The 17,819-nt window shown below is 43.3% G+C and carries 17 protein-coding genes; 3 read left to right on the forward strand and 14 right to left on the reverse strand.

Annotation, left to right across the window (positions count from 1 at the left end):
• Positions 1–147 precede the first annotated feature (147 nt).
• Positions 148–2,244 (reverse strand): flagellar biosynthesis protein FlhA, encoded by a 2,097-nt coding sequence (gene flhA / locus JK188_RS05330; protein WP_211885206.1) that lies wholly within the window; start codon positions 2,242–2,244, stop codon positions 148–150.
• Entirely contained in the window at positions 2,237–3,388 is a 1,152-nt protein-coding gene (flhB, locus tag JK188_RS05335; protein ID WP_036951475.1) for a flagellar biosynthesis protein FlhB, read from the reverse strand. Before flhB ends, flhA begins: the two co-directional genes overlap by 8 nt.
• A 284-nt stretch (positions 3,389–3,672) precedes the next feature.
• On the opposite strand from flhB, the gene yajD reads away from it, so the two are divergent.
• The 3 genes from yajD (at position 3,673) to JK188_RS05350 (ending at position 5,209) form a co-directional block, all read left to right on the forward strand.
• Complete coding sequence (yajD, locus tag JK188_RS05340; protein ID WP_006657500.1) at positions 3,673–4,020, forward strand: HNH nuclease YajD; 348 nt, start codon at positions 3,673–3,675, stop codon at positions 4,018–4,020.
• A gap of 644 nt (positions 4,021–4,664) precedes the next feature.
• On the forward strand, positions 4,665–4,901 hold the full coding sequence (locus JK188_RS05345; RefSeq protein ID WP_211885204.1) for a type II toxin-antitoxin system CcdA family antitoxin: 237 nt from the start codon (positions 4,665–4,667) through the stop codon (positions 4,899–4,901).
• The gene (locus tag JK188_RS05350) at positions 4,901–5,209 is read left to right on the forward strand and encodes a CcdB family protein (protein WP_211885202.1); all 309 of its coding nucleotides are present in this window, start codon (positions 4,901–4,903) and stop codon (positions 5,207–5,209) included. The genes JK188_RS05345 and JK188_RS05350 overlap by 1 nt, the downstream gene beginning before the upstream one ends.
• Before the next feature lie 117 nt (positions 5,210–5,326).
• Here the strand turns inward: JK188_RS05350 and JK188_RS05355 are convergent, their stop codons facing one another.
• From JK188_RS05355 to flhD, 12 genes are all read right to left on the reverse strand, one after another.
• Positions 5,327–5,971: a protein phosphatase CheZ gene (locus JK188_RS05355; protein WP_132494647.1), complete on the reverse strand. Its 645-nt coding sequence runs from the start codon at positions 5,969–5,971 to the stop codon at positions 5,327–5,329.
• 24 nt (positions 5,972–5,995) lie between these two features.
• Complete coding sequence (gene cheY / locus JK188_RS05360) at positions 5,996–6,388, reverse strand: chemotaxis response regulator CheY (protein WP_036951481.1); 393 nt, start codon at positions 6,386–6,388, stop codon at positions 5,996–5,998.
• A 42-nt stretch (positions 6,389–6,430) separates the two neighbouring features.
• Positions 6,431–7,498, reverse strand: a complete 1,068-nt coding sequence (locus tag JK188_RS05365; protein WP_211885201.1) for a protein-glutamate methylesterase/protein-glutamine glutaminase — start codon at positions 7,496–7,498, stop codon at positions 6,431–6,433.
• Complete coding sequence (locus JK188_RS05370) at positions 7,495–8,334, reverse strand: CheR family methyltransferase (RefSeq protein WP_036951486.1); 840 nt, start codon at positions 8,332–8,334, stop codon at positions 7,495–7,497. Before JK188_RS05370 ends, JK188_RS05365 begins: the two co-directional genes overlap by 4 nt.
• Before the next feature lie 158 nt (positions 8,335–8,492).
• The gene (locus JK188_RS05375) at positions 8,493–10,058 is read right to left on the reverse strand and encodes a methyl-accepting chemotaxis protein (RefSeq protein WP_036951488.1); all 1,566 of its coding nucleotides are present in this window, start codon (positions 10,056–10,058) and stop codon (positions 8,493–8,495) included.
• Positions 10,059–10,170: 112 nt separating this feature from the next.
• A complete protein-coding gene (locus tag JK188_RS05380; RefSeq protein WP_211885199.1) occupies positions 10,171–11,856 on the reverse strand; it encodes a methyl-accepting chemotaxis protein in 1,686 nt (561 codons plus the stop codon).
• Positions 11,857–11,976: 120 nt separating this feature from the next.
• The gene (cheW, locus tag JK188_RS05385) at positions 11,977–12,474 is read right to left on the reverse strand and encodes a chemotaxis protein CheW (protein ID WP_006662059.1); all 498 of its coding nucleotides are present in this window, start codon (positions 12,472–12,474) and stop codon (positions 11,977–11,979) included.
• Between the two features lie 16 nt (positions 12,475–12,490).
• Entirely contained in the window at positions 12,491–14,689 is a 2,199-nt protein-coding gene (gene cheA / locus JK188_RS05390; protein WP_211885196.1) for a chemotaxis protein CheA, read from the reverse strand.
• Between the two features lie 92 nt (positions 14,690–14,781).
• Positions 14,782–15,717, reverse strand: a complete 936-nt coding sequence (motB, locus tag JK188_RS05395) for a flagellar motor protein MotB (protein ID WP_211885194.1) — start codon at positions 15,715–15,717, stop codon at positions 14,782–14,784.
• 6 nt (positions 15,718–15,723) lie between these two features.
• Entirely contained in the window at positions 15,724–16,611 is an 888-nt protein-coding gene (gene motA, locus JK188_RS05400) for a flagellar motor stator protein MotA (RefSeq protein WP_036951501.1), read from the reverse strand.
• Positions 16,612–16,707: 96 nt separating this feature from the next.
• The gene (gene flhC / locus JK188_RS05405) at positions 16,708–17,298 is read right to left on the reverse strand and encodes a flagellar transcriptional regulator FlhC (protein WP_132494639.1); all 591 of its coding nucleotides are present in this window, start codon (positions 17,296–17,298) and stop codon (positions 16,708–16,710) included.
• Positions 17,295–17,645 carry a flagellar transcriptional regulator FlhD gene (flhD, locus tag JK188_RS05410; protein WP_036951507.1) on the reverse strand — a complete coding sequence of 117 codons (351 nt, stop codon included), beginning with the start codon at positions 17,643–17,645 and terminating at the stop codon, positions 17,295–17,297. Before flhD ends, flhC begins: the two co-directional genes overlap by 4 nt.
• Between the last annotated feature and the right edge of the window lie 174 nt (positions 17,646–17,819).

A 17,819-nucleotide genomic window follows, 5' to 3' on the forward strand; every position in this document is an offset into this window, starting at 1 on the left:
AAAGTCTGCAAAGACCTTAACTGTACTTTTGTATAAAACTAACGCACGAAAAAATAGGCAGTGGGTGAGGAGTTATGACACTCATCTCACTACACTGCCTATTGTGATGCTTATTTGCGTTTCGTTAACTTGAAATCAATCGGCTGTTTATGACCCACTGATCATCGATGTCATTCTAATCTTACGGTGATCTGTCATTTCTAAATTGGACATCACCACTAATTGCGGCAAACTACGACGCAGGAAGCGGGATAAAATCAGCCTCAGGGCATGATTCACTAACAATACGGTTGGCGCCCCCATCGCTTCTTGATGCCCCACTGCTTCTTCAGCTTGAGTTTGAATAAACTGGGCTAAGTTTGGCTCTAAGCCACCGCCATTCTTTGCGGCTTGTAGCAGGATTTGCTCTAACTTCGCATCCAACCCAATCACTTGGATCTCTTCAGCGCTACCAAACCATTGCTGGGTAATGGCTCGTCCTAAAGCAATACGTACCTGAGAGGTAAGGTAATCAGTGTCTTTTTGTTCACCATTTTCACCTGCCATTTCAGCCAGCGTTTCAATAATGGTGCGCATGTCGCGGATCACCACATCTTCCATGAGTAGGTTTTGTAAAACGCGGTGTAAGATGGTCAGTGAAATGGTGTCAGGGATCAAATCATCCGCCAGTTTTGGCATCTCTTTTTTCACTCGGTCATACAACATTTGGGCTTCTTGGCGACCGAACAGAGTACTCGAGTATTGCAGTAAAATTTGGTTAAAGTGCGTTGCTACCGCGGTACTTGCAGAAACGACGGTATAACCTTGGATTTGCGCTTGTTCACGTAAATCGTCATCGATCCATATTGCAGGCAGACCAAACGCAGGTTCTTTAGTCATATCTCCTTGTAAAGTTCCCGCCGCATTACCCGGATCAATCGCTAAGTTACGTCCAGGTTGAGCTTCTCCGCGCCCCACCTCAGCCCCTTTGATAAGAATGCGATATTCACATGGGGATAACTCTAAGTTGTCGCAAATATGTACCACCGGAGGTAAGTATCCAACTTCCTGAGCAAATTTCTTACGTAACCCACGAAGTCGACCCAATAGCTCCCCTTGTTGATCGTTATCAACCAACGGAATTAAGCGATAACCGACTTCCATTGCCAGTAAATCTTCTAACTGCACATCATCCCATGTTGCTTCGACCACTTTATTGGCTTCTTGGAAATGTTGCGCTTGGCTATCATCCATCACTTTTTCTGGGTTACGTGAGCGTTTTACCAGATACCAGCCTAATGCAGCCAATGCCGCAGTAAACAGTAGGAAAACAAAGTTAGGCATCCCTGGAATAAGACCAATCAACCCTAACACCCCAGCACTGAGCCACATCACGCGCGGATTATTAAATAGTTGAGTGACCATCTGCTCACCGACATCTTCATCGGTTGCAACGCGAGTGACGATAACCCCCGCTGCCGTTGAAATGATCAATGCTGGAATTTGGGCAACTAGACCATCACCAATGGTTAATAAGGTATAAGCACTGGTTGCATCACCGAGGGTCATATGGTGCTGGCCCACACCGATAATCAGACCACCGATGACGTTTATCACCATGATCATAATTCCGGCGACGGCATCACCACGGACGAATTTACTCGCACCGTCCATTGAACCGTAAAAATCGGCTTCTTGAGTGACTTCTGCTCGGCGTTTTTTCGCTTCATCATCATTAATGATACCGGCGTTTAAGTCGGCATCGATAGCCATTTGCTTACCAGGCATACCATCAAGCACAAAGCGAGCACCCACTTCGGCGATACGCCCCGCACCCTTGGTGATAACCATAAAGTTAATCAGAACCAAGATAATGAAAACAACGATACCAATGGCAAAGTTACCGCCAACCAGGAAGTGACCAAAAGCTTCGACAACACGCCCAGCGGCATCAGGCCCAGTATGACCATCCAGCAAAATAATACGCGTTGAAGCGATATTCAAAGATAGGCGCAATAAGGTTGCGAACAGCAAAATGGTGGGAAATGCGGCAAAATCCAATGTCCGTTTGGTGAACATCGCCACAAGCAGAACCATAATGGACAGAGCAATGTTAAAGGTGAACAACAAATCAAGCAAAAATGCCGGTAATGGTAAAACCATCATCGACAGAATCAGTAATATCAGCACGGGTCCAGCGAGGATTTGCCACTGAGTTCCTTGTAAGTTTTTCGGCAATTTTAAAAGTGCAGCCAAATTAGCCATCGCGATTGTTATCTCCAGCAAAATCCAGCGTCGGTGGCACTGGTAAATTCTTCGGTTTCTTTGGTTTCAGGCCACCTTCACGACGCCAACGGCGTAATTGGTAAACCCATGCTAAAACTTCTGCTACCGCTGCATACAGCGCAACAGGGATACTTTGTCCAATCTCCGCATGACGGTATAACGCACGCGCGAGCGGTGGAGCTTCAAGTTGTAAAATGCGGTGCTCTGCACCAATTTCTTTAATACGTTGAGCAATAACTCCTGCGCCTTTTGCCAAAACTTTCGGCGCCCCCATTTTTTTATCGTCATATTTTAGGGCGACAGCGTAGTGAGTCGGGTTAGTAACAATCACATCCGCACTGGGGACATCTGCCATCATTCGGTTACGCGCAATCGCTCGTTGTTGCTGACGAATTTTGGCTTTAATGTGCGGATCACCCTCTTGCTGCTTAAATTCGTCTTTAATTTCTTGGCGGCTCATCCGTAACTTTTTCAAGTGGGAACGAAATTGATAAAACACATCAAATGCCACCATCGGGATTAAGAGAAAGACAATTAAATAACCTGCAAAAATTACCTTCTCTAGTGCATTCGCTAATGCCGTTGTCGGTGGTTCCATCACCAAATGGAGTAGTGAAGGCCAACTTTGCCAGAGGAAAATGGATGCTCCTAACCCCACAAACAGTGATTTTAATATCGCCTTAAACAATTCAGATAAGGCATTCATAGAGAAAATTCGTTTTAATCCTTTGATTGGATTTAATTTTTTCAAATCAAACTTAATCAATTTGCTATTAAATAACAGCCCACCCACCAGTGACGAAGCAGAGATCCCCACCAGCGCTAACCCCCCGATAATTGGGAGTAGAGCAAATAACGCCTCACTAACCACCCTCCCCAAATAACTGAGCATTAACCCTGTGTTTTGCAGGTAATGCCCGTCAAAGATAAATCCTTGGCGCATGATTTGTCGTAGCTGGTTTGCCAAATGCCCGCCACTTAACCACAGCAAACTGACTCCAGCCAACATCATCATGAGGGAGCTTAATTCTTTGGAGCGAACAATTTGCCCATCATCTTTCGCTTTCTGCTTTTTATGGGGCGTGGGTTCTTCTGTTTTTTCTACATCACTTTCGTCGGACACGTGACTTCCAAAAAATTAGCCTATACGCATAGTCGCTATAGCATGACAGAGTGTAAAAAAATCAATGGTGGAAAATAGACGTAGTTCGCAGGGGTTTTTTGGCTATTGAGCAATATGGCAACAACTTTGCGAAGCGCTTCGCAAAGAGGCAAATGAAAGGTAACAAGAGAAAAAGTCAAAAAGGATGACCTAAAAAATCACTTCCTATAATACCCGTGCTGTAAAATGGGGTATATTGACAGTATCAATATAAAACACTCTATTTATAGCAGGTGATATTCGTTATGGCTTTGATCCCCAAAAACTATGCTCGCTTAGAAAGTGGCTACCGCGAAAAAGCACTTAAAATTTACCCGTGGATATGTGGGCGCTGCACACGGGAATTCGTTTATTCGAATCTAAGAGAATTAACCGTTCATCATATCGATCATGATCATACCAATAATCCTGAAGATGGCAGTAACTGGGAATTATTGTGTCTCTTCTGCCATGACCATGAACACTCTAAGTATACAGAAGCCGACCAGTACGGAACGAATGTGGTTGCGGGTGAAGATGCACAAAAAGATGTGGGTGAAGCCACTTATAACCCGTTTGCAGATTTAAAAGCTATGTTGAATAAAAAGAAATAACTTTATCTCTGTTTTGTTTGCGCAGGTTTGAAAAGCTATTCAAGCCTGCGTTAATGCCCTATTAATATCCTCTTTTACCACCTCAACATTCCTCTCCCTATTCCACCATTATAATTTCATTTCTCGACACGCTGCCCAGCCATTCGTCAACAATTGCAGCCTCTTGCACCCCCTCAGCGAAGCGCTTCGCAAACCTAAATAAACACATTCGATCTGTTTGTGACCCTATATAAAACTACCTGTGAACAAAGCTAACTATGTATAAAACCACATTACGTATTTCTTTTGGTTTGGTGTTCAAAATCTAGTTGAACTTGCTTCAGTGTACATTTATCACTCAAGTACGGTAAAAAACCGTACATATTTGTCGAGGCCTTAAATGATAAAGCAAAACAATTTTATCTCGGACTTGGTTTTATCCAATTAGCAGGAGATAACGCGGATAGCTTTTTCTATCCAATAAAGTCTATTGAAGCGCTTTTTGAAGAGTCATAAGAGAAATAGAGTGTCTGATTTTTTCAGTAAATGGAGGTAAATTGGTTTCTCGTTCAAAATATATGCTACATTTACCCGTGTTCAAGCACGGGCACTTGGATACTCCGGTGTGCCAGTAAATGTAGCATGTATATCAAAAAGGAGTTGCGATGACCTTAGCCAATAAAATGAAAAAGACGGTGAGTGTGACTGTCTCCCCTAAACTTTATGAACAAGCGAGAAAAGCCAATTTGAACTTTTCCCTTGTGTTATCCAATGCTTTATTAGCTGAACTCAAAAAACTTGAGGCATTAAAATGGAAAGCGGATAACCAAGACGGTTTTCAGGAACTCAATAGGATCAATGAAGAATATGGAATTTTTTCAGAGGAATATAAGGAGCTTTAATGCAATATTGTGTCTATCAAGCTAAAAAAGAGATAACCAACTATCCTTATCTTTTGGATGTTCAAAGTGACATTATTGATGACCTAACAACGCGCCTTATCATTCCTTTATTTGATAAACGGCACCTACAAGCGGCCCTACCGATGCGACTTAACCCAATTATTAATATTGAAGGACAACCCTTTGTGCTTATGACTCATTTGATGTCAGCTATCTCTAAATCCATGTTAGGAAAAGAGATCACTTGCATTCGGCACCAAAGAGATAAAATCAAAAGCGCGATAGATCTACTGGTCGATGGGTTTTGATGAAAAATCGCTAATAAAATAATGATGCACGACTACCCTAAATAATTTGAGCCATAGCAACAAGGCAAACGCCGCCAATAACGCTATAGCTCAAACTATCATGAAGGAGCGAACGAATTAGAAACCTAACTCATCTAACAGATCATCCACCTGTGACTGTGATGCCATCACATTCACACCTTCTTTATTAATCTGAGGACCATTGAGCAGGCTTTCACTTTGAGTCTTCACTCGCATTTCTGGTGGTGTATTTTCCATCAGCAACGCTAATAGCTGTTTCTCTGCTTCTTCAACCACTTCCATCATTTTTTTGACGACTTGACCCGTTAAGTCTTGGAAGTCTTGCGCCATCATGATTTCTAATAGTTCAGCTTTCGTCACTTCGCTATCTTGGATAACTTGTCCCAAAAATGCTTGAGTGGAGCCGCGTAACGCTTCAGAGACTTCACCGGACGCCGCCTCTTCCCACTGTTGCTGCAACGCAATCGCATTTTTGTTCATTTCCACTTGCAGCGGCTTGATAACATCAATGCCGTTGAGTGTTTTTTCTGCCGCTTGGGCTGTCATTTGCGCAATATAACGCAGGCGGTCTTTACCGTCTGGAATACTTGCTACTGCCTGCTGAACGCTTTTCTCTAAACCCAACTCACGCATACTTTCACGTAAGGTTCGCATCAGAGTTCCAATACGTGTAATGACGTGTTTTAGATCTTCGTTGCCAGTGCCATTACGGCTGCCATTCATTGCTACTTGTTCAATCATCACTGTCTCCTTTACCGCCCGCGATTATTGCAGCCCCATTTTTTCAAACACTTTATTTAATTTTTCTTCTAGGATAGCTGCGGTAAACGGTTTCACAACATAGCCGCTTGCACCCGCTTGTGCTGCTGCAATGATGTTTTCTTTTTTCGCTTCTGCGGTCACCATTAAGACAGGGATATGTTTAAGTGCATCATCACCACGAATAGTTTTGAGTAACTCTAAACCATCCATGTTTGGCATATTCCAGTCAGCAACAACAAAATCAATATTCCCAGCACGGATTTTTTCGAGGGCATCAACACCATCTTCCGCTTCTTCAATTTTGTTAAAACCAAGTTCTTTTAATAAGTTACGGACGATGCGACGCATAGTAGAAAAGTCATCGACAACCAGAAAGCTCAGATCTTTAGCGGCCATAACCACTCCTTCAAAAATACAATGATAAATAAACTGTCACCACTAAACGGTGACAGTAGAAAGTTTTGTTAATACGCTTGGGGCGATTTTCAGTAGATCCAGCACTTCATCTGCGGCATTCATTTCGATTGCAGCACGCGGCATACCAAATACGACGCAGCTGCTTTCGTTTTGAGCGTAAGTGAAAGCCCCTTGTTGACGTAGGTTAAGTAAGCCTTTCGCTCCATCCATTCCCATCCCCGTCAGCAAAATACCAATACATTTACGTCCGACATGCTTAGCGACTGAGTCAAATAACACATCGACGGAAGGACGATGGCGGTTAACTGGCTCGCTCTGTTCCAACACCACTTGATAACCTTTGCCTTTATCGGCAATCAGCATGTGTGAATCACCCGGCGCGATATAGGCACAGCCTTTTTGTAGAACTTCGTTGTGCTCTGCCTCTTTTACTGTCAGCGCACACAATTTATTTAAACGCTCGGCAAAAGAGCGGGTAAAGCCTGCTGGCATATGCTGAGTGATCACTACAGGCGGGCATTCTCTTGGTAGCATTTCCAGAAATTGTCGGATAGCTTCTGTTCCACCGGTTGAGGCACCCACAGCTATCACACGGTTATTGCACACGTATGGCGTCAGCGGTTTAGCAAGAGTTGTTGGTTCCGCGATTTTTTTCTCGGTGCGAGCAAAACGGTTACGCTGCGACATTTTAGACATCGCCGCTGCGCGAATTTTTTCACCGATCATATCGCGATAACTCATCATGGTTTCGCGAATACCAATCTGTGGTTTTGTCACAAAATCCACCGCTCCCAGCTCTAAAGCCTTTAATGTCACTTCAGAACCTTTAGAGGTTAATGTGGAAACCATGACTACCGGAATTGGATGCAGCCGCATCAATTTCTCTAAAAAATCAATGCCATCCATTCTCGGCATTTCAACATCAAGGGTGATAACATCTGGCTCCAGTTGCTTAATTAAATCCCGAGCAACATACGGATCTGGCGCTGTGTCGACCACTTCCATATCAGAGTGACTGTTGATAATTTCACGCATTAATTGGCGCATTAGTGCAGAGTCATCGACGCACAATACTTTTATTTTTTTCATTGTCCTCTCCTCGCCGACGCTAAGCTGTAGACGGTCTGCCCATTGATCACAAACTGTTTTGTCAGTTGCGAAATATTTTCAGAGTGACCAATAAACAATAAGCCATCCGGCTTGAGCAGTGGCGCAAAGCGCTCTAGCAGTTTTATCTGCATTTCCTTGTCAAAATAAATCATGACGTTACGGCAAAAAATCGCATCGAAGCGATGTTGTAATTGCCAATCGCCTTCCGTCAGGTTTAAGTAACGAAACTCAATCATGTTGCTAAGTGCGGGCTTTACGCGAGCAAACCCTTCGTACTCACCCACCCCTTTCATGAAGTAGCGCTGCCGTTGCAGTGCTGTCAGGGTTTTGAGTTCTTCGATTCGATAGATCCCTTGTTTCGCTTTCTCTAATACTTCCGTGTCAATATCACTGGCAACGACCTTGGCATTGACAGCGTTGGCTCCCAGAACATCGCTCACTGTCATGGCGATAGAATAAGGTTCTTCCCCTGTCGAAGAAGCCGAACACCAAATATTGATATTGCTATTTCGACGGCTTTTTAAAAAATCTGTCAATGTCGCAAAGTGGTGAGGCTCTCGAAAGAATGCCGTTAAGTTTGTGGTCAGTGCGTTGATAAATGCTTGCCATTCCGTATTCAACGGTTCACGCTCTAACATCCGTAAGTAATCAGAAAAATTGTCGATATTACAGTCACGTAAGCGCTTTAATAAGCGGTTATAGACCATATTTTTCTTATTCATCGTAAGGACTATTCCAGACTTTTTATGAATAAATCGACAAACCCGACCAAACTCGTCATCAGTCAAAGGTTCTATCTGTGGTACTAATAGCATCGTACTTGTCGTCCTATTCAATAAAAACCGGCGAGGCAGCCGAAAGTGGCTGCCTAACTATCATCGTCTAACTTATGCGTTGTCTAACTAACCGCCTCTCCCTAGTTCAAGTTATCTAGATTGAGAGTTCATTATTCACGCTATCGCATGAATACCCATTACCGTCTAACTCGGGTAGACTGTTCTGGTAATTCGAAAAATTCCACAGTCTCGACCAAATTATTGGCTTGGTCTTCAAGTGCTGCTGTCGCACTGGTTGATTGCTCTACTAATGCGGCGTTTTGTTGTGTAACAGAATCCATTTGGCTTACTGCAATCGCAACTTGCTCAATACCTCGGCTCTGCTCATTCGATGCAGACGCAATATTGCCCATTAATTCAGTCACTTGGTTAACAGCGGCAACCAGTTCATTCATGGTTTGACCTGCTTCATTCACCAACTGAGAGCCCTGGTTCACACGCCCTACTGACTCGTCAATCAAGCCTTTGATCTCTTTCGCCGCTTCAGCGCTTCGTTGCGCTAATGCGCGAACTTCACCTGCAACTACCGAGAATCCACGACCTTGTTCACCCGCACGCGCCGCTTCTACTGCAGCATTTAATGCAAGGATGTTGGTCTGGAAAGCGATGCCATCAATGACACTGATGATGGCGCTAATTTTCTGAGAGCTATTAGAAATGGCAGTCATCGTGTCAATCACACCTTCCGTGATTTCACCGCCTTTTGTCGCTGTGCGCGATGCACTCACTGCAAGTTCGCTAGCTTGACGCGCATTATCGGCGTTTTGTTTCACTGTCGCAGTTAACTCTTCCATACTCGCTGCCGTCTCTTCTAACGAGGCGGCCTGCTGTTCTGTTCTTGATGATAAATTATTATTCCCTAAAGCAATCTCACGAATACCCGTATACATTTGGTCTGTATTAGAACGAATAGAGGTGACAGTTTTTGCCAATGATTGCTGCATGACTTTTAATTTTTCGAATACATCACCGATTTCATCACGGAAATTAATTTCAATATTCTGATTTAGTTTTCCTTCCGCAACGTGCATAAAGTGTTCACTCATGCTGTTTAATGGTGAAATGACTTTACGTTTTAACCACAGATGCACAACGGCAATCACACCGAAAATAATGACAATGACGGTAAAGAATGAAACCCATGCAAATTGGTTATAAAATCTTGCATCCGCAATAGAATCATTACTTTCATCATTTAAAACAGAGAGATAATTATTAATAACACTGATTAATTCATCTTGGTTTTGTTGTGCAGGCAGATTGATATAAGCCGCAACATCGTTGTTATCAAGATTGCCTTTCAATGCGTTTAACGTGACGACAAAGGCATTAAATTTCTCTTCCAATGCCGCTAAGTTTTCTTTTTCGCTTAGCACTGGCTGAGTTTTGAATTCGTTATACGATTTGTTAGCTGAAATTAAGTAGTTATCGAAAACAACGCGGGTTTCTTCGATTAATGGAACGTGGTCGCCTACTTTCATCAGTAAGGCAATTTGAGTCAGGCTATTACGTGCCTGCATTAAGTTTTTGCTGGTCTCTTCCAGTAATGCGCGTTTTTTAGAACCCATATCGATTCTTTCTAGCGCGTTTAATTCGCTGTTAACGATGCCAACAGAAACGCCGCTTGAGGTTAACTGCATGCCACAAAATAAAATCAGGAGTAAGTATAAGCTCACTGAAATTCGGATATTCTTTCCTAACATATTTAATCCCCTACTTATGCCAGCCAAAAATTTGGCCCTTTTTTAATTATCGAGCTTAAACATATAAAAGCGCTGCGAGAGAAACTCTCACAGCGCTCGAACAGATTTACCCTTAAAAGGTTTCCCAGTTATCGTCATCTTTATGATTTTTCGATGCGATTTTGGATAAATCTGGTGTTTTAACAATATTAGATACTGTTCTTGGTGCAGGTTGTGCGTTGCGTACTTTTGCTTGATCCATTGCAGGTAAACGGAAAATGGAGATCAACTGAGAAAGCTTAGCGACTTGCTCTTCCAGTACATTTGCAGCAACAGCGGATTGCTCAACGAGTGAGGCGTTTTGCTGAGTCACTTTGTCCATCTCTTCCACGGCAATACTCACTTGAGCAATACCTTTGCTCTGCTCATCAGATGCGGTTGCGATGTGCGTCATGATGTCAGTAACACGTGTGACTGAGTCGACAATTTTTGTCATTGTTTCACCAGCATCTTCTGCTTGGCGAGCCCCGACGTCTGTTCTAGAAACAGAGTCTTCAATCAAGCCTTTGATCTCTTTTGCTGCATCTGCGCTGCGTTGAGCAAGGCTACGAACTTCATCGGCAACCACAGCAAATCCACGGCCATGCTCACCCGCACGCGCAGCTTCAACTGCGGCATTCAATGCGAGGATATTGGTTTGGAAAGCAATACTGTCGATAACAGCGGTAATGTCAGAGATTTTTTGCGAGCTATCAGCAATGTTGCGCATGGTATGAACCACGTTAGACACCACTTTGCCGCCTTCTTTTGCAATAACAGAAGCTTGGCTTGCAAACTCACTGGCTTGATGAGCATATTCGGTGTTTTGCTTAACCGTTGCAGTTAGCTCACTCATGCTAGCAGACGTCTCTTCTAAGCAAGCCACTTGCTGCTCGGTACGTGAAGATAAGTCATTGTTACCCGCTGCGATTTCAGTGGTACCCTGATAGATAGTTTCACTACCATCCAGTACACCACGAACCGTATTGATTAGCTCTTGTTGCATGTGCTGAGCACCACGCGCTAACTCACCAATTTCATTGTTCGCTGAGGTATCAATTTTTGGCGTTAAATCCCCTGAAGCGAACACTTTAATGCGCTCGATCAGCGTATTTAATGGCTCAGTGATCCCTTTACGCACATAGCGATAGCTAATCACGCTGATCACTGCTAACAGTACGGATAAGATAACCAGCAAATACAGTGATTGGCGGTAATTGGATTCTGCATTCACCACTTCATTTTCAAAATCTGAAGAAATTTCAGCAAAATAGAGGCCAAATTGCTCTTCAAATTTGGCTTGTAACCCTGACGTTCTATGCGCATAGAAGCCGTTTAAATCCCCCTTCTCTGCATATTCCGACAGTTTGGTTAATGCAACACGATAATCCTCATAGGATTTTAGTAAGTTATCAAATAACCCCTTATCCACCTCTGCGTTTGCCATCAACTTTCTGTAGCTGTCATACGCTTCATCGGCAGCTTTAAATTTACCTTTTGCTGAAGCAATAAGATCCGCAGCAGAGGCATCATCTTTAATGCTTAACTCTTCTAATAAATACGCGTTAATGGCGCGGTTTAAGTCAGAACGAGCTTGCAATAGATTGACCCAGCTTTGAGTCAGAACGAGTCTTTGGCGTTGGAGAGAATTCAAATAATTAATACTGTCGCTGTTATCGCCGAGTTTGGTAAACATCAAACCACTTGATACCAGCTGCAATAAAATAAATACAAAAATAACGGACAAAAGTCCTGATACGATTTTAATTCGACTGTACATGGTGTTTTACTAACATAGTGTTGTTGTAGTTTGGATATCGGACAGTTGCTCAAAAACTTTAGTCATACGCTTACCATTTTTGAGCAAATTATCAGCGTATTTAACGCATCTAATGACTCGTTATTCCGCGATATTGTCGATTAACGCCATCTCTTCACTGGTCAATAATTTTTCGATATCAACCAAAATCAACATACGTTCGCCTACTGTTCCTAGACCGGTCAGATACTGAGTGGATAATGTCACCGCGAAATCTGGCGGTGGTGCAATTTGCTCTTCATGCAACACCAGTACATCGGAAACACCATCAACCACAATTCCCACAACTCGGTCTTTTAAGTTCACAACGATGACGACGGTGTTGTCGTTGTAAACTACGTTTTCATGGGAAAACTTAATGCGCAGATCGATGATCGGAATAATGACGCCACGCAGGTTGGTGACACCTTTAATAAAGTCAGGAGTATTCGCAATACGAGTCACTTGCTCATAACCACGAATTTCCTGCACTTTTAAAATCTCGATTCCGTACTCTTCTTCACCAAGCGTAAAAATGAGGTAGCCTTCGCCATTCTTTTCTTCTTCAAGCTTGTTTAAATCGTCATCTAACATAGACATGGTATATAACCTCTATTTAGTGCATTACTGGTTGAGAAACAGGCTGTTTCTTATTAATCAAAATGTTGTTGTTCATTCTCTGCAATTCTGCGACGTCTAAAATCAGCGAAACAGAACCGTCGCCCATGATGGTTGCAGCGGAAATTCCCGGAATTTTGCGATAATTACTTTCGATATTTTTCACCACGACCTGCTGCTGCCCCACCAGCTTGTCAACCAATAAAGCGAAACGATGCCCCGCATTTTGGATGATCAGCGCGATACTATTGGCAAGATTTGGTTCGGCATTTTTGATAGAAAAGACGTGATGCAATTCGACCAGTGGTAAATATTCACCGCGAACGAGCAGCATTTTTTCTTCACCGGCAAGGCGATAGATATCCTCTGGACGTGGCTGTAATGTGCTAATAATTGCACTAAGTGGCACGATAAACACATCGTCAGAGACTTTGACTGACATACCATCAAGAATGGCTAAGGTTAATGGCAGTAAAATCCGAATGATGGTGCCTTTACCTTCTGTGAAACCGATTTGAATACGTCCGCCCATGTCTTGAATGTTTCGTTTAACCACGTCCATTCCGACACCACGCCCTGAAACATCCGTCACCACTTCGGCAGTAGAGAAGCCCGGCGCCATGATCAACATCGCGACTTCATCGTTGGTCATGCCATCGTGAACATTCATACCTTGAGAGCGAGCTTTTGCTAAAATTCGTTCGCGGTTTAGCCCTGCCCCATCATCACGCACTTCGATACAGATATTGCCGCTTTGATGTGCCGCAGAGAGCGTTAATGTTCCCGCTTCAGGTTTACCATTTGCCAAGCGAACTTCTGGTTTTTCAATACCATGGTCAAGACTGTTTCGGACAAGGTGATTCAGTGGATCGACGATGCGTTCGATAAGACTCTTGTCTAATTCGGTTGAGCTACCTTCCACTTTCAGTTCGATTTTCTTACCCAGCTTAGAGGCAATATCGCGCACCATACGTGGGAAACGGCTGAAAACATAATCCATTGGCATCATACGAATGGACATGACTGACTCTTGCAGAGCCCGTGAGTTACGCTCTAATTGAACGATAGAACTGAGCAAATCCGCATATTCGTTTTGGTCAACTTGTTGGCTATGCTGAGTCAGCATTGACTGGATGATCACCAGCTCGCCCACTAAGTTGATCAGTTGGTCAACTTTTTCAACTGCAACACGGATGCTGCTTGAATCCCCTTTGGGCTTCGCTGCGGCAGCTTTTTTAGTGGTTGCGGATGACGATGCTGAAGGTGATGATGCAGATGTTGGCGCCGTAACAGGTGCCGGTGCCGCAACCGCCGTTTTAGGCGATTCAACTGGCTCGGTAGGTGTTTCAACCATTGCCGCCAACTCTTCCACCGTTGCTTCCAATTCTTCGAGAGTTGCAGCCACTTTACTTTTTTGGTTACTACCTTGTGTTGCACGCTGGCACTCTTCAAAACTGATTTCGCTATGCTGGATTTGAGACTCATCCACGACGAAACACAGTACCCCACAGATATCTTCGATATCCGTATTGGTTCCTAGCCACGCTTTTAAGCTGGAATCACTTTTTTCTGAGCCAAATAAGCTACCGAATAAACCTAATTCATCCGCTAATACATCCACTTCCGTTGATTTCAGACCGTTCAACGTAATGATGAAATAGTGAGAAAATTCGTTATTTGTCAATGATGCATGGGTTTGCATCGTAGTTCCCGACGAGGACTCATCCGCCACAACATCGTCAGCCACAACACAGTCAGTCTCTTCGATACTCACGTTAGCAAGAGTGACAACCTCTTCCGAGCCGACTTCGCTGACATCATGTTCAATGCTTTTGAGCACATCACAAATGCGTTTGAAAGTCTCATCATCCGGTAATGAGTCATTTTTATAGGCATCCAGTTGGGACACCATCACGTCTTTTGCATCTAAGAAAACGTCAATAATATCTGGCGTTAATGTCAGCTCATCATGACGTGCCTTATCGAGCAAGTTTTCTAAGGTATGCGTGGTGTTTTGTAGATGAGTGAAACCAAAGGTTGCCGCCCCACCTTTAATTGAGTGGGCACTGCGGAATATGGCATTGAGCTGCTCGCTATCTGGGTCAATAGGATCAAGCTCAAGCAAATGCTGTTCCATATCCCTAAGCAACTCATCGGCTTCATCGAAAAATGTTTGATAAAACTCGGTAATATCCATGCTTTTTATCCAATTTCGCTTAAGTTTCACTTAACACTGACTGCCGGATAAGTCCGGCAGTAGTGAGATTCGGGTGATTATGGTTTTTGTCATTACTGTTTATCGGGTGACTTTGTCACCTTCACAGTCACGACATCACTGTTTGCCGGTATTGGCACATCTTCTGGGCTTTTTTTCAGCACATCATTAATCGGTGTTGCGCCATCGTATTCATGTAAAATTTGATTTGTTTCATCTTCATTCAATACGATGATGCTGATCCGCCGGTTGACGGGTGCTAAGCCGTTTTCTTTGTCTAAATGGATGGATGAGGCCATCCCTACTACACGTAAAACTTTGCGCTCATCCATTCCCCCCATGATCAGCTCACGGCGAGAGGCATTGGCTCTATCAGATGAGAGTTCCCAGTTGCTGTAATAGGCTTCGCTGGCATATGGCAAGTCATCCGTATGTCCTGAAATACTAATGCGATTCGGAACATCATTGAGTAGTGGCGCAATGGCACGCAGAATATCGCGCATGTAAGGCTCGACGGTGGCAGAACCCACTTTAAACATAGGGCGATTGGCGCTATCTACGATTTGAATTCGTAAACCATCGTTGATCATGTCAATCAATAAATGGGGTTTTAATTCATTCAAACGCGGGTCTTGTAAAATTGCTTGCTCAAGATTTTCTTTTAATTTTTCAAAGCGATAATTCGCATCACCGGAAATGATGTCATTTGGTTCTGGCATCACGTCACCATCACGAAAAATCGGATCTTTTCCACCACCGGGAATGGGGTTAGTGGCATCTCCGCTTTTCGTTCCTGGATTGATGGCAGTACTGAGCGGAGTACGAAAATACTCCGCTATCTTGGTTAATTCTTGAGGACTGGAGATGGAAATCAGCCACATAACCAGAAAGAACGCCATCATCGCAGTCATAAAATCAGCGTAAGCAATTTTCCATGCTCCACCGTGGGCATGCTGCTGATGACCGCCTTTTTTCTTAACACGAATAATTTGAGGGCCATTGGCTGCCATTAGCGATTACTCCTCAGTGGTTTCTGTTGCGCGATTACCGACTTTGACTTCACGAACTTTGTCTTCCAGCTCAAGGAATGACGGTCTATCAACGCTAAATAAGACTTTACGACCAAATTCAACCGCAATTTGAGGGGCATACCCTTGCAATGAAGAGAGGAACGTGACTTTAATGCACTCCATCATTTTTAATTGTTCGCTACTGCGCTGACGAATTAAACTAGCCAGTGGCAAAATAAATCCATAAGCCACTAAAATACCGAGGAAAGTTCCTACCATTGCATGAGCAATCAAGGCGCCCAATTCACCCGCAGGTCGGTCTGCAGCTGCAAGTGCATTCACCACACCGAGAACAGCCGCCACGATCCCGAACGCAGGCATGGATTCACCCACCATGTTCAAACCGGATGCTGGTACTTCATTTTCTTGACGGAATGTTTCTAGCTCTTCATCCATTAATGCTTCGATTTCATGGGCTTGTAAGTTACTTGTCACCATTAAACGTAAATAATCCACGATAAACATCATGGCAGTTTGATCTTTGAGAATGCGAGGATACTGAGAAAAAATCTCACTCTCTTGCGGGTTTTCAATATCTTTTTCGAGCGCAAGTAGACCTTGTTGACGAGATTTATTCAAAAGCTGAAATAACAAAGCCATCAAGTCCATTGACATGGCTTTGTTGTAAGAAGAGCGACGGAAGAGTCTTGGTAATACTTTGCATAATGCAACGATGGCTTTACCACTGTTACCCACAACAAATGCGCCTAAACCAGCCCCTAAAATAATGACAAACTCAGCTGGTTGGTACAGCGCGCCAAGATGACCACCGACCATGACATAGCCACCGATAACGGCAGCTGTAACAATGATATATCCGATGAGTATTAACACAGTATTCCCTTTCACTCCGTTGGTTAACAGATGGCAGTCAAAGGGAATATGAGGAAGGACAGGCAATGAAATTGCCTGTAAACCAAATTAATCCAATTACATTACCGCTTTGGTAATGCCATCTTGTCGATATTCCGTAATATCGGCGAGATGCTCGGAAAGTTTACGTTTTTTTATCGCTCGTGATGGAGGCTGGCACAAGCTACACGTAAAACTATTTTCAGGAATGTGGGCATAGGTGATAAATGAACCACTACAGCAATTGCAATCGGAACTTTGCAACATGCCACTTTCCACAAAACGAACTAATGTCCATGCACGGGTTAATGCCAAAATTGGTTCGTCTCCAGCATTGGGTGAACACTGCTCTAGATAGAGTCGATAGGCTTTGAGAATAGCATCAACCCCTTCACATTGACCGGTTTTCAGTAAAAACTGATAGGCGTTGTAGAACATGGATGAGTGAATATTTTGTTCCCATGTCATAAACCAATCGGTTGAAAAAGGGAGCATCCCTTTTGGTGGTGGGCAACCTCTGAGTTCTTTGTATAAACGCACTAAGCGTCCACGACTAATTTGAGTTTCGCTTTCCAACATCTGCAGGCGAGCCCCAAGCGAAATCAATTCCATTGCCAAACGAATATCATTAGCTTCCTTGACGATACTTTTTTCAGCTACGCTACTCATCTTTTTCTCGCTATATCTGAATCGGACTCATTATGCGTTTGCAATAATCGGGTCGAAAGAAGGATACCCGTATGAATTTGCTGCAATTCATCAACTCGAGAATCTCGGGTAAGCTTTTCAATCGTGTCGCTGTTTTCAAATCTAAATTGACAGATTAGCTGATTTGTTTCCGCTAATTTAACCAATTGAGGCAAAGAAAGTTCTGCTAAAGTGTTTGCCATTGAATCGGAAATCCCGAGACGGAACATGGCAGTGGCTTTTTCCTGGGCGATAAGCTTTTGAGCTAAAAGCAAATATGAAAGATTAATATCGTATATATGCTTCAGAAAATCAGTGGTAGAGCTCATTTTTTTATACCTTTCGAATAATTATTAACATCTGCATGAAGAAAGAACAAATATCAATTTGAGCCGAATGTGTTAACCAAAGTTTTAAATATGAAAATAATTAAAGCTGGATAGTGTAGTCCATTACTATCCCATGAGGTCCATTAAAATACCCAGTTTGGAGTATATAAACAC

This window comes from Providencia sp. JGM181 (genome assembly GCF_018257375.1).
Taxonomy (GTDB): Bacteria; Pseudomonadota; Gammaproteobacteria; order Enterobacterales; family Enterobacteriaceae; genus Providencia; species Providencia lanzhouensis.